Consider the following 13,493-nt stretch of genomic DNA (forward strand, 5'->3'; position numbering starts at 1 on the left):
TGCAAACAACTGGGTTGCGACGGCGTCGTGATCGGCTTGCTGACAGCAGACGGGAAGGTAGACCTGACCCGGACCACCGAGCTGGTGAACCTCGCCAAACCCATGGGCGTTACCTTTCACCGGGCGTTCGATATGACGGATGATCCTATCCAGGCGCTGGAAGACGTGATTGCATCCGGCTGCGAGCGCATCCTCACTTCCGGGCAGCGCAATACCGCCATGGAAGGCGCGGCCCTCATCCGCGAACTAGTGGAAAAAGCCGGCGGCCGCATCCGCATCATGGCCGGCTCCGGCCTGCGCCCCCATAACGCCGAAGCGCTGGCCCAGGCCTCCCGGGCGCCGGAGTACCATTCCACCGCCCGCGACTACATAGAAAGCAGAATGGTGTACCGCAATCCCAACGTGAGCATGGGCGGCATCCCCGGGGTGCCCGAATACGGGATTTCGGTGACGCAGTCCCCGATCGTACGGGCGATCCGCCAGGGCGCGGAAGCCGGGCTGAATACCTGATATTTTCCCTGCAACCTGCTTACGGGAGGCCGGCGATTCCTGTTCTTTGGATCGCATTTGTATACACCGGCTATATAAAATACCTTCCGTGTATATAAATATTAAACTTTCCATCTTTCCATTTACTACTTTTATCCACATTCACGGTATGTGAAAAAGCAATATTGCTGATATATTAAATAAATTTTAAATTAGTCAAAACATGAGAAAAGCCCGCTACTTAGTATTATTGTTGTGTATGGCGTTCGGGGCGAACGCGCAGGTAAAAGGAGTGAAACACGTGATCCTGATCGGGATGGATGGCCTCGGCGCCTATGCCATGGAAAAAGCCGACAACCCGGTCATGAAGCAGATGATGGCCGACGGCAGCTGGACGCTCAAGGCGCGCAGCGTACTGCCCTCGTCGAGCGCGGTGAACTGGGCCTCGATGATCATGGGCGCAGGGCCTGAGCTGCACGGGTTTACCGAATGGGGCAGCAAAAAGCCGGAAGTGGAGCCCAGGGAGCTGGACCGCTACGGCCTCTTCCCTTCCCTCTTCACCCTGCTCCGCGAGCAGCAACCGAACGCGGAAACCGGGGTGATCTATTCCTGGGGAGGCATCGGCTACCTGTTTCCGAAACAGGCCGCGAATAAGGATGTGAATTGTCCGACCGACAGCGCCACCACCGAAACGGCCATCGCGTACATTAAAGAGAAGAAACCTGACTTCCTGTTCGTGCATTTCGACCAGCCGGAAGGAGTTGGGCACGAAATTGGCCATAACATACCGCCGTACTATGAACAAGTGCATAAGAACGACGTTTTATTAGGGAAGATACTGCAGGCGGTAAAAGACGCCGGCATGTGGGAAAACAGCGTAATCATCTTAACTTCAGACCACGGCGGCATTAACAAAGGCCATGGCGGGAAAACGATGGTCGAAATGCAGATTCCCTGGATTTTCATGGGAAAAGGCATCAAAAAGAACCAGGAAGTGAAAGAAAGCGTGATGACGTACGATACGGCCGCAACGATCGCATATATCTTCGGGCTGAAGACCCCGCAGAGCTGGATCGGCCGGCCCGTGAAGAGCATTTTTAAATAAGCGTAATCCGGGCAGATCGGCCCGCACCGATCGCCCGGATTCCATTTACTACTGTATGCAGCGAATTATTCTATATCTGATTCTTTCGGTTGGCGCGCTGTCCGCAAAAGCGCAGGTACATGGCCAGGTGATCAAGGTAATGACCTACAATATCCACCATGGCGAAAACATGAACGGCAAGCTCGACATCCAGGGCATCGCCACCGTGATCCTCGCCACCAATCCCGACCTGGTGGCCCTCCAGGAGGTGGATTCCGCCACGCTCCGCATCGGCAAAGCCGATATTCTCCAGGAACTCGCAGACGCCACCGGCATGTACATCTACTTCGCCAAAGCCATGGATTTCGATGGCGGCGGCTATGGCAACGGCGTGCTTTCGCGGTACCCCATCCAGCAGGCCCAGACGCTGGCGCTGCCGGCCAAAGGGAAAGACGGCGAGCCCAGATCGGCCGCCATCGTGACCGTACAGCTCCCGGGCGACAGCCTCCTGCGCTTCGCCAGCGCCCATCTCGATCATCTCGAGGATCCCACGGACCGGCTCGCGCAGATACAACTGATCCTGCAACAGCAGCAGCGATCCCCCGTTCCCATGATCCTCGCCGGCGACCTGAACGCCCTGCCGCCTTCGAAAGAAATCATATTGCTGAAGGGGCATTTCACGGATGCGACGGAGAAGCTCGGTCCTACCTGGCCTTCCGACAAACCCACCCAGAAGCTGGATTACATCCTGCTGTCGGGCAAAAACCGCTGGCATGTGAGCGAGGCCCATGTGGTGGAAGAAACGATTGCGTCGGACCACCGCCCGGTGATCGCCGAGCTCCTGCTCAAATAACTGGTTCATTTTGATATCCCGAAAAGCCCCCGGTCTGCCCCGGGGGCTTTTTTGCTCCGGGGGCCCGTTCCATTCATCATTTTCAGCACACTAAAACGTTTTAGCGAATCATTTTTCCTTATTTTAGCTTTTCCGACCGGGCTGCTTCTATGCCACGGCGCCGGCGGGGGGATTTAAAATAAACAGTGAATGAAAAAATGGATGGTATTGCTGGCCCTGGGGCTGGCATCAGCCGCGCATGCACAGCAGAAAGACTATGCGCATAAAGTAAATCCCTTCATCGGAACCGGCGGCCACGGCCACACTTATCCCGGCCCCAGCATGCCTTTCGGCATGGTGCAGCTGAGCCCGGATACGCGCCTCAAAGGCTGGGACGGCTGCTCCGGCTACCATTACACCGATTCGGTGATGTATGGCTTTTCCCACACCCACCTCAGCGGCACCGGTATCGAAGATTATTGCGATATACTCCTCATGCCCGTTACCGGCCAGCCGGCCTGGCATAACGAGGCCTACGCCTCTCCTTTTTCCCACGCCAACGAGAAAGCCTACGCCGGCTTCTACAGCGTGAAACTCGACAAATACGATATCAGGGCAAGCCTTACCGCCACCCGCCGCGTGGGGTTGCACAAATACGAATTCCCCGCGTCCGCAAAGGAAGGGCACGTGCTGCTCGACCTCTACCATCGCGACATCGTGATCAATTCTTCCCTGAAAGTGATCAACGATTCCACCATCGTGGGGATGCGCACTTCCACCAGCTGGGCCAAGGAACAGATCCTGTTCTTCGCCATGAAGTTCAGCCAGCCCTTCCGTTCGCACACCGTTGCCCTGGGCGATACCACGAAAGGCGCGCTGCAACGGGCTGAAGGGCGCAACATCAAAGCGTATTTCACTTTCGACGTAACGAAACCCGTGTACGTGAAAGTGGCCATCAGCGGCGTCAGTGAAGCAGGCGCCATGAAAAACCTCGACGCAGAAATGCCCGGTTTCGATTTCGACGGCACCCTTGCCGCGGCCACCAAAGCATGGAATACAGAACTGGGAAAAATTGAAGTGAAAGGCGGGACGGAAGACCAGCAGACCATGTTCTACTCCGCCCTCTACCACGCCTGCCTCAATCCCAACCTCTACATGGATGTGGACGGCCAATACCGCGGAACGGACCTGAAAGTCCACAAAGCCGAAGGGTTCGAAAACCACAGCGTGTTCTCCCTCTGGGATACGCACCGCGCGCTGCATCCCCTCATGACCATCATCAATCCCACCCGCACCAACGACTGGATCAACACCTTCCTCGCCCAATACAAAAATGGCGGGATGCTGCCCGTATGGGAACTGAGCGGTAATGAAACCTTCTGCATGATTGGCTACCATTCCGTGCCCGTGATCGTGGACGCTTACCAGAAAGGCATCCGCGGGTATGACCCGAAACTCGCGCTGGAAGCCATGCGCAGCTATGCGGAAGGCACGCGCTTCGGGATGCAGGACTACATCCGCCAGGGCTATCTCAGCATGGACACGCAGCCCGAATCCGTATCGCGCACACTGGAATATTCCTACGACGACTGGTGCATCGCGCAGATGGCTAAAATGCTCGGCGATACCGAAGTGCACGACCGCTACATGCGCCGCGCACAATCCTACAAAAACATCTACGACGCTTCCACCGGCTTCATGCGGGGCAAGATCGGCGCCCGCTGGATGAGCCCTTTCCTTCCCACGGAAGTGAATAATTATTTCACCGAAGCCAACAGCTGGCAATACAGCTTCTACGCCCCGCAGGACGTGAGCGGGCTTATGCAACTGAACGGCGGCAGGGAAAAATTCATCGATAAGCTGAACCATCTCTTCACCACCGAAGACAAACTTTCGGGCCGCCACCAGAGCGACATTACCGGCCTGATCGGCCAGTATGCGCACGGCAACGAGCCCAGCCACCACATCGCCTACCTGTTCAACTACGCCGGCCAGCCCTGGAGAACGCAGGAGCTGGTGCACCAGGTCATGAACACCATGTACCACAATGCACCCGACGGCCTGAGCGGCAACGAAGACTGCGGCCAGATGAGCGCGTGGTATGTGATGAGCGCCATGGGCATTTACCCCGTGCGCCCCGGCGACGGTCAATACGCCATCGGTACACCCACTTTCGACGAAGTGAAAATCCACCTCGAAAGCGGCAAGACCTTCACCATCAAAGCCAATAACCGCAGCAGCAATAACTTTTACGTGAAAGGCGTCAGCGTGAAAGACGCCACCGGCAAAACGGAAAACCTCCGCATCTCCGCCCTTCCGCACAGCACCATCATGGCCGGCGGTGAGATGACCTTCGATATGAGCGGAACACCGGATAAAACCTGGGCTACCGGCACCAACGTTCCCGTGAGCGCCATCACCGAAGACCTCATCGTAGCCGTGCCTTACCTGGAAGCAGCTGAAGACCGCTTTAAAAATTCCATGCAGGTGAAACTGAAAGCAGTGGAACCGAATACCTCCATCTTCTATTCCCTCGACGGCACCTCGCCGGACAAAAACGCGAAGGAATATACAGGGCCTATCACGCTGAAGCAAACCGTCCGCCTGAAAGCCGTGGCTTTCCGCAACGGGCAATATAGCCAGGTGACCGAAACGCCTTTCTACCTCATCCCTACCGACAAAACCATTGAAGTATTGTCGAAGGTCCACCCGCAGTTCACGGCTGGCGGTCCTGATGCGCTGATCGACGGTATCCGCGGCAGGGAAGACTTCCGCCTGGGCGCCTGGCAAAGCCATTACCCCGGCAACCTGGAAGCCATCGTGGACCTGAAGGCGCCGCGCCAGCTGAAAAAGCTCGGCCTGGGTGTGTTGCAGGACATCGGATCGTGGATCTGGTATCCCACGCAGGTGGAATTCTTCCTGTCGGACGACGGGAAAAATTTCAAATCCGCGGGTGTGGTAAAGAATGATTTTTCGCCCAGGGAGCACGGCAACTTCATCCAGACGCTGAGCCTGCCGCTGCAGGCGAAGGCCAGGTATGTGAAGGTGGTCGCCACTTCCATCGGCGTCATACCCGACTGGCACCCGGGCAAAGGGGAGCACGGCCACATTTTTGCAGATGAAATCATCATAGAATAGTAATTTGGGAGGATTGATTCCTCCCATTTTTTTAACCGACTGCGAAGGACATGACCATTAAAACGCTCCTGATTGCTTCCCTGGCCATTGCCGGCCTCGCTTCCTGCGGCACGCACGGGCCCGAGGGCACTGCGCCCAAAGCGCCTATCCAGCTCATTCCTATGCCTGCGAGGCTGTCGGAAACCAGCGATTCTTTCCTGCTCGACAAACGCACTGTGCTGGTGGCCGCTACGCCGGCAGACCGCAAAACGGCGGAATTGTTCAACGAATGGTTCCATTCGCTCAGCGGTTTCGAGCTGGCGATTGCAGACAGCGGAACGATGAACGCCATCGTGTTCAGGACCCGTCCGGCGGGCGAGAAAGCCATTGCTGAAGGGTACCAGCTCAAATCCGGCAAAGACGTCGTGACCATCGAAGGCGACGACGAAGCCGGCACTTTTTACGGGATGCAGACCCTCATCCAGCTGTTCCCGCTGCAATCCGCCACGGCCTACTGGCTGCCCGGCGTATCGATTTCCGACCAGCCGCGCTTCGCGTACCGGGGGTTGCATCTTGACGTGTGCCGCCACTTCTTCCCCGTTACTTTCATCAAAAAATACATCGACCTGCTGGCGATGCATAAAATGAATACGTTCCACTGGCACCTGACCGACGACCAGGGCTGGCGCATCGAGATCAAGCGCTACCCCAGGCTGATGGAGATCGGCAGCCGTAGAAAGGAAACGCTGGACGGGCGGCTGGAAGACAATAAGTTCGACGGCAAGCCTTACGGCGGTTTTTATACCCAGGAAGACATCCAGGAAATCGTGGCTTATGCCGCGGAACGCCATGTGACGGTGATCCCTGAGATCGAAATGCCCGGCCACGCCCTCGCGGCGCTGGCATCTTATCCCTACCTGGGCTGCACCGGCGGCCCGTATGCGGTGGCAACGAAATGGGGCGTGTTCGACGACGTGTTCTGCGCCGGCAACGATACTACGTTCCAGTTTCTGCAAAATGTACTGGAAGAAGTGCTGATCCTTTTCCCTTCGGAATACATCCACATCGGCGGCGACGAAAGCCCGAAAAAACGTTGGGAGAAATGCCCCAAATGCCAGGCACGCATGAGAGCCGAAGGGCTCAAAGACGAACATGCCCTGCAGAGCTACTTTATCCGCCGGATGGAAAAATGGCTGAATGAAAAGGGAAGGAAGATCATCGGCTGGGACGAGATCCTGGAAGGCGGCCTCGCGCCCAACGCCACCGTGATGAGCTGGCGCGGGATCGAAGGCGGGATCGCCGCCGCGAAGCAGCACCACGACGTGATCATGACGCCCGGCAACTTCGTTTATTTCGATTATTACCAGTCGCAGGGCAAGAACGAACCGCTGGCCATCGGCGGGTTTACGCCGGTGAGCAAAGTATATGGCTACGAGCCTGTTCCGGAGGGCCTCTCCGCCAAAGAAGCCTCCTATATCAAAGGCGCGCAGGCCAACCTGTGGACCGAATACATCGGCAGCCCGGAGCACGCGGAATACATGGTGTATCCCCGCGCTGTGGCGCTGGCGGAGGTGCTTTGGTCGCCCGGGGAGCGGAAAGATTACGACGGCTTCCTCGAAAGGCTGAAGCAGCATTTCCCGCGGCTCGACAAGAAAAACGTGAATTACGCCAGGCACGTATTCGAGGTGCGCCCGACGGTGGAGCCCGACGGTAAGAACGGCGTCCGGCTCCGGCTGGATACGAAGCTGGACGGCGGCAAGATCGTTTTCACGACCGACAGTTCCGCCCCGGATGCGGCGGCCATTTCATATTCCGGTCCCATTCCCATCACAAAAACGGGAACGATCCGCGCCATCGTGCTCCAGGACGCGAAGCCCTACGGTAACGAGTACCAGCAGGCATTCGTTTTCCACAAGGCGCTGGGCCGGCCGGTGACTCTGCCCAGGGCGCCCCACCAGAACTATAACCCGGGAGCTTTTACGCTTGTGAACGGGATCGAGGGGGTGAAGGAATTTAACGACGGCCAATGGACCGGTTACAGCGGCGGCACCATGGAAGCGGTGATCGACCTGGGCGACAGTACCGGCATCACGCGGGTAGGCCTCAACTACCTGGCGAACCGGGAACAGTGGATTTATCCGCCGAAAGAGGTGGTGATTGCGGTATCGGCCGACGGGAAGCATTATAAAGAGGTGTTGCAGCGTAAAGACCCCGGCGGGTATGGGATCGTGCGGTTGCGGGAGGGGTTGAAAGATGTGAAAGCGCGGTATGTCAAATTCACGCTGCGGGCGCTCAGCCGGATACCCGAGGGGGCGCCGGGCGAAGGGGAGCCGGCCTGGCTGTTTACCGACGAACTGATTGTAGAATAACGGGTTACATAAAAAAGCCGGGCCATGAAGGCCCGGCTTTGACTTTTTTTTCGACCACCGCTCAAGAACGGCGGACCTGTTTCTTCATCTGTATGCTATTCGTGACTCTATTCTATGCAAATCAAGGTGACCTGTGTCAGTATTATCGCATGACCCAAAGGGTCCATTTAGCATCGAATTTGTACCACTCGCCGCGGGGGCCCTGCCATTTCCATTCGGGGACTTCTTCGAAGTTCTTGCCTTCGTCGGCAGTCCACCACAATTTCCCTTCCCCGATTTTGAGCTGCCGGTCTTGTTTGTCGGCCCACATGCCTCCGGGGAGTTCGGACCATTCGTGCCCGCTGGGGCTCCACCAGACGCGGGCGTTTTTATCGAGTTTGTACCAGAAGGATTTGCCTTCGCTGTGGGCAGCCCAGGCGCCGGTTTTCGACTTCACCCAGCTGTTTTCCCGGGATTGGGGGGCCGGCGGGCCGGACCGGGTTGCCGGGGAAGCGGGGTTGGCCAGCAGCAGGGAGGCGGCGGCGGCCAGCAGGATGAGTTTTTGCATAAGGGTGCTTTGGTATAGCTTTTTTGGTTACCGATGGCAGCCGGGTGCGTCTGGGTCGGGGGCACTGCCTGTGAGGCGTATCAACGGGTGGCTGTCTATAATTACGCAGTAGAAATCGATTTGGATTTATTTGGATGGGAACGTTCCGGAAATAGTCAATCATAAATTTTTAATAAGAATCCCTGTATTTTATTTAATTTTCCGGCTCGTTTTTGAAAACGCATTAAATAACTGAACAATGACCATCAATCACCAGGAAATTGAACTGATCGACAGTTTCGAACAGATTTCCGTGGACATTCACCCGGACGCGAAGGAAGGCTCGAAAGCCGTTGCCCGGGAGATCGCTGCTCTTATACGTGAAAAACAGGCCGCCAATGAGCCCGCCGTATTAGGTCTTGCCACCGGATCCACTCCGAAGTACCTTTATGCTGAACTCGTTCGTCTTCACAAAGAAGAAGGACTGAGCTTTAAAAACGTAGTTACTTTCAATCTCGACGAGTACTACCCGATCGAGCCGGACGCTTTGCAGAGCTACAACCGGTTTATGAAAGAGCATTTGTTCAACCACATCGACATTCCTGCAGAAAATTACAACATCCCCGACGGTACTGTTCCCAAGGAGCAGATCAAGGCTTACGCCGAGGCGTATGAGCGCAAGATCGAAACTGTCGGCGGTATCGATATCCAGATCCTGGGCATCGGCAACAACGGCCACATCGGCTTCAACGAGCCTGGTTCCCATGTCAATTCGCACACCCGCCTGGTAACGCTGGACAACAGCACCCGCCTGGCGAATGCATACGAGTTTTCCAATATGAGCCAGGTTCCCCGCCTGGCTATCACCGCCGGCATCAGCACCATCATGCGCGCCAAGAAGGTGATCCTCCTCGCCTGGGGGCAGCACAAGGCGAAAATCGTTCGCCGTTCCGTGGAAGGCACCAGCACCGACCAGGTGCCCGCTTCCCTGCTGCAGCAACACCGCAACTGCAAATTCGTGATCGACGAGCAGGCAGCTGCCGACCTCACCCGCAACAAGGAACCCTGGCTCACCGGCGACTGCGAATGGACGCCGAAGCTGATCCGCAAGGCGGTGACCAGCCTGGCGCTGAAGCTGAACAAGCCCATCCTCATGCTCACCGACAAGGATTATAATAACAACGGCCTGAACGACCTGATCGTACAATACGGTTCCGCATACGAACTGAATATCAAGGAGTTCAACGCTATCCGCGATACCATCACCGGCTGGCCCGGCGGTAAGCCCGGGGCGGAATTGCCGAACCATCCCGAGCGGTCGACCCCTGAGCGCAAGCGCGCCCTCATTTTCAGCCCGCACCCCGACGATGATATCATCTCCATGGGCGGCACCTTCATCCGCCTGCACGAGCAGGGCCACGACGTGCATGTAGCCTACCAGACTTCCGGCAACATCGCGGTAACCGACGAGTTTGTGCTCCGTTTTATCGACTTCGCAGTAGGTTTCGAAGGCATGTTCGACATCGACCGCAGCAAGAGCTCGCAGATCCTGGAGAACGCCAAGGCGTTCATCGGCAGCAAGAAGCCCAGCCAGAAAGACACCCCGGAGATCCGCGCCATCAAAGGCCTGATCCGCCGTTGCGAAGCCAAAGCCACCTGCCGTTACGTAGGTATCGGCGATGAGCACGCGCACTTCCAGAACCTGCCCTTCTACGAAACCGGCCTGGTGGAGAAGATGCCGATGGGCCCGGAAGACGTAAGGCTGACCGTGGAGCTGCTCCGCGAATTGAAACCCCAGCAGATTTATTGCGCCGGAGACCTCGCCGACCCGCATGGCACCCATAAAGTATGCCTCGACGTGATCTTTGCGGCACTGGAAGAAGTGAAAAACGACGACTGGGCGAAGGATTGCTGGGTATGGCTGTACAAAGGCGCATGGCAGGAATGGGATATCCACGAGATCGAAATGGCGGTGCCGATGAGCCCCGACCAGATCATGCAGAAACGCCTGGGTATCTTCATCCACCAGAGCCAGAAAGACGTGGTTCCCTTCCAGGGTACCGACGCCCGCGAGTTCTGGCAGCGTGCCGAAGAGCGCAACGCCAACACCGCAGAGCTGTACGACAAACTGGGCCTGCAGAAGTACGCGGCGATGGAAGCGTTCGTTCGCTACCACTTCATGTAAATTCAACTTTAGAGATATGTTTGATGGGTCCGGGCAACACGCCCGGACCTTTTTCGTTTTATGCACAGGTGTGCATAATCCGGCCAACGCCGCATCGCAATCATTCGTTAACTTTGACAGATATGACATTAACCCTCCTTTCGGTACTGATGGCAGGGCTGTTTGCAGGCGGCCTGGGCGGGTATCTGCTCCTCCGCCGGTTTTACGTCCCGAAGCACGAACTGGCCCAGCGGCTGAGCCGTGAACAGGTAGACGAAGGATATGTGACCCGGGAAATGTACGACAATATGCTGTTCACCCTTCACCAGCGCGACCAGGAGCTGAAAACGCAGGAAAGCGAGCTGCGGTCGCTCACGGCTTTGCTGGCGGCGGCGGATAAAGAAAAAGAGCAGCTTTCGCAGCTCGGCGAGCAGATGAAAAAGATGCACGAAAGCAACCGGCAGGAGTTCATGAACATCGCCAACGACATCCTCCGGCAGAAGAGCCGCGACTTCATGGAGTCGAACAAACTATCGCTCGGCCATTTGCTGGGGCCCCTCCAGTCCGACATCGGCCAGTTCCGCAAAACGATCGAAGACACCCGGAAGGAAGACATCCAGGACCTCACTTCCCTCAAAAAAGAAATCGAATCCCTCCAGCAGCTGAACCTCCGCCTCAGCGAAGACGCGCAGCGCCTGGCGAGCGCCCTCAAGTCTGACGTGAAAGTGCAGGGCAACTGGGGCGAAGACCGCCTCCGCCTCATCCTTGAAGCCGAAGGCCTCCAGAAATACATTGATTACACCAGCGAAGAAGTGCACCGCGATCACGACCAGGCGCGCAACTTCCGGCCGGATTTCATCCTCAAACTGCCCGACGGCAAGCATTTGGTGATCGACAGCAAAGTTAGCCTCAACGCTTACGTGTCTTACTTCAACACGCAGGACCCTGCTGAGAAAAAGTTATATCTCAAACAACTCGTCCGTAACATCAACGAGCATATCGACGAGCTGGGCGCCCGCAATTACCAGCGGCTGGGCACGCTCAAATCGCCGGATTTCGTTTTCATGTTCATGCATTTCGAGCCGGCCCTTACCCTCGCCCTGAACGAGAGCCCCGAGATCTTCAACCGCGCGCTGAGCAAGAAAGTAGTGCTCATCACCCCTTCTACCCTGGTGGCTACGTTCAAGATCGTCAAACAGCTCTGGCAGCACGAGAACAGGGCCCGGAATGTGGACGAAATCTTCCGCCAGTGCGGGCTTTTGTACGATAAGTTCATCCTCTTCCTGGAAGAAATGCAGGGTATGGGCGATCATCTCGACAAAGCCGGCAACGCATATGCAGAAGCCATGAACAGGCTGAAGGAAGGCAAGCGGAAAGGCGACACCATCATCGGTAAACTGGAACAGATCAGGGAACTGGACGCGAAAACGACCAAATCCTTACCTAAAGATATCGCCAGCGACATGGACATCCGCTTCCCCGACGACGGGCTGAAAGCGATCCCTGGCAATGCATAACAAAGAATTCATGGTAAACGTACACCCCTTCACGCCCGCATATGCGGACCAGATTTACGATTTCATCCTTCACATCCAGCAACAGGAATTCGGCCTGCCCGTGACCCGCGCGCAGCAACCCGATCTGGCGGACATTCCCGGGAACTACCAGCAGGGCAACGGCAATTTTTGGATCGCGGAGCACGATGGCCGGCTGATCGGCACCATCGCGCTGACGGACCTCGGCGGAGGCAAAGCCGCCCTGCGGAAGATGTTCGTGCACCCCGGCTTCCGCGGCCGCGGGCACGGCGTGGCGCTGCAACTGCTGGAAGCCCTGAAAACATGGGCGCGTGATCATCAGCTGAATGATATTTACCTTGGCACAGCCGAGATCCTTCTTGCCGCGCACCGCTTTTACGAGAAGAACGGTTTCACGGAAGTGGAAAGGAGCGCTGTACCGGACGGGCCTTACATCATGCCGGTCGACAAAAAATTCTATCATCTTCAACTCTGACATATATGCGTATCCGGATTTTCCAGCACGTACCGTTCGAAGGGCCCGCCGCGATTGCGGAGTGGGCTAACGGCAAAGGCCATGAGCTTGCGTTCACCCGTTTTTATGAAGACGATCCCCTGCCCGCATCGGCCGATGTGGATATGCTGGTGGTGATGGGCGGGCCGATGAGCGTAAACGACACCGGTCAATATCCCTGGCTGCGCAACGAAATGGCTTTCATCGCCGACGCCGTGGAATCCGGCAAACCTGTGCTGGGCGTATGCCTGGGCTCGCAGCTCCTGGCCGCCGCGCTCGGGGCGAAAGTGTACCCGAACGCGCAGCCGGAAATCGGTTGGTTCCCCGTGCAGTTTACGGCGGAATGGGCGCCCGCAACGCTCACCGTCTGCCACTGGCATGGCGACACCTTTGATCTGCCGGAAGGAGCTGAATTGCTGGCGCATTCCGACATCACGAAGCACCAGGCCTTCCGCGTAGGGAATAACGCCGTGGGCTTGCAATTTCACCTGGAAATGACGCCGGCTTCCCTGGAAGGCATGATCGAAGCCTGCGGCCATCACCTGCAAGGCGGCGACTGGGTACAGAATGCGGAGGAAATGCGCGACGGCATCCCTTACGCAGACGAAGCGAAAGCCACGCTCTTCCGCCTGCTCGACACGCTGGCGCAAAATGGCGTACATTAGCATATGGCAAAAAAGGTAGCATTACTGATCGTAGGCGGCGGCCCTATCGGCCTCGCATGCGCGCTCGCGGCGCAGCAACATGGACTGGATTATGTGGTGATCGAAAAAGGCTGCCTCGTGAATTCGCTCTACCGGTACCCCATCAACATGACCTTCTTTTCGACCAGCGAACGGCTCGAAATCGGCGGTATCCCCTTCGTGTCCAACAACGCGAAGCCC

The 13,493-nt window shown here is 56.9% G+C and carries 11 protein-coding genes; 10 read left to right on the forward strand and 1 reads right to left on the reverse strand.

Going from position 1 to position 13,493, the window contains the following annotated elements; genetic code table 11:
* The 5 genes from Q0510_RS13655 to Q0510_RS13675 form a co-directional block, all read left to right on the forward strand.
* Nucleotides 1–510 (forward strand): copper homeostasis protein CutC (locus Q0510_RS13655; protein ID WP_298712669.1); only part of this gene is annotated, 510 nt, incomplete at its 5' end.
* 202 nt (nucleotides 511–712) lie between these two features.
* Nucleotides 713–1,594, forward strand: a complete 882-nt coding sequence (locus tag Q0510_RS13660; protein ID WP_298712672.1) for an alkaline phosphatase — start codon at nucleotides 713–715, stop codon at nucleotides 1,592–1,594.
* A 55-nt stretch (nucleotides 1,595–1,649) separates the two neighbouring features.
* Nucleotides 1,650–2,426 (forward strand): endonuclease/exonuclease/phosphatase family protein, encoded by a 777-nt coding sequence (locus tag Q0510_RS13665; protein WP_298712675.1) that lies wholly within the window; start codon nucleotides 1,650–1,652, stop codon nucleotides 2,424–2,426.
* A gap of 189 nt (nucleotides 2,427–2,615) precedes the next feature.
* Nucleotides 2,616–5,543 (forward strand): GH92 family glycosyl hydrolase, encoded by a 2,928-nt coding sequence (locus Q0510_RS13670; protein WP_298712678.1) that lies wholly within the window; start codon nucleotides 2,616–2,618, stop codon nucleotides 5,541–5,543.
* Between the two features lie 50 nt (nucleotides 5,544–5,593).
* Nucleotides 5,594–7,891, forward strand: a complete 2,298-nt coding sequence (locus Q0510_RS13675) for a glycoside hydrolase family 20 protein (RefSeq protein WP_298712681.1) — start codon at nucleotides 5,594–5,596, stop codon at nucleotides 7,889–7,891.
* A 142-nt stretch (nucleotides 7,892–8,033) separates the two neighbouring features.
* On the opposite strand, the gene Q0510_RS13680 is transcribed toward Q0510_RS13675, so the two are convergent.
* Entirely contained in the window at nucleotides 8,034–8,438 is a 405-nt protein-coding gene (locus tag Q0510_RS13680) for a hypothetical protein (protein WP_298712684.1), read from the reverse strand.
* Nucleotides 8,439–8,676: 238 nt separating this feature from the next.
* On the opposite strand from Q0510_RS13680, the gene nagB reads away from it, so the two are divergent.
* From nagB to Q0510_RS13705, 5 genes are all read left to right on the forward strand, one after another.
* Complete coding sequence (gene nagB / locus Q0510_RS13685; RefSeq protein WP_298712687.1) at nucleotides 8,677–10,602, forward strand: glucosamine-6-phosphate deaminase; 1,926 nt, start codon at nucleotides 8,677–8,679, stop codon at nucleotides 10,600–10,602.
* 122 nt (nucleotides 10,603–10,724) lie between these two features.
* Complete coding sequence (gene rmuC, locus Q0510_RS13690; protein ID WP_298712690.1) at nucleotides 10,725–12,098, forward strand: DNA recombination protein RmuC; 1,374 nt, start codon at nucleotides 10,725–10,727, stop codon at nucleotides 12,096–12,098.
* Complete coding sequence (locus Q0510_RS13695; RefSeq protein WP_298712693.1) at nucleotides 12,091–12,591, forward strand: GNAT family N-acetyltransferase; 501 nt, start codon at nucleotides 12,091–12,093, stop codon at nucleotides 12,589–12,591. Before rmuC ends, Q0510_RS13695 begins: the two co-directional genes overlap by 8 nt.
* A gap of 5 nt (nucleotides 12,592–12,596) precedes the next feature.
* Nucleotides 12,597–13,274 (forward strand): type 1 glutamine amidotransferase, encoded by a 678-nt coding sequence (locus Q0510_RS13700; RefSeq protein WP_298712696.1) that lies wholly within the window; start codon nucleotides 12,597–12,599, stop codon nucleotides 13,272–13,274.
* A 3-nt stretch (nucleotides 13,275–13,277) separates the two neighbouring features.
* Nucleotides 13,278–13,493, forward strand: a 216-nt coding sequence (locus Q0510_RS13705; RefSeq protein ID WP_298712699.1) for an NAD(P)-binding domain-containing protein, incomplete at its 3' end; no start/stop codon positions are given.

Source organism: uncultured Chitinophaga sp. (genome assembly GCF_937874145.1).
In the GTDB taxonomy this organism is placed as follows: domain Bacteria; phylum Bacteroidota; class Bacteroidia; order Chitinophagales; family Chitinophagaceae; genus Chitinophaga.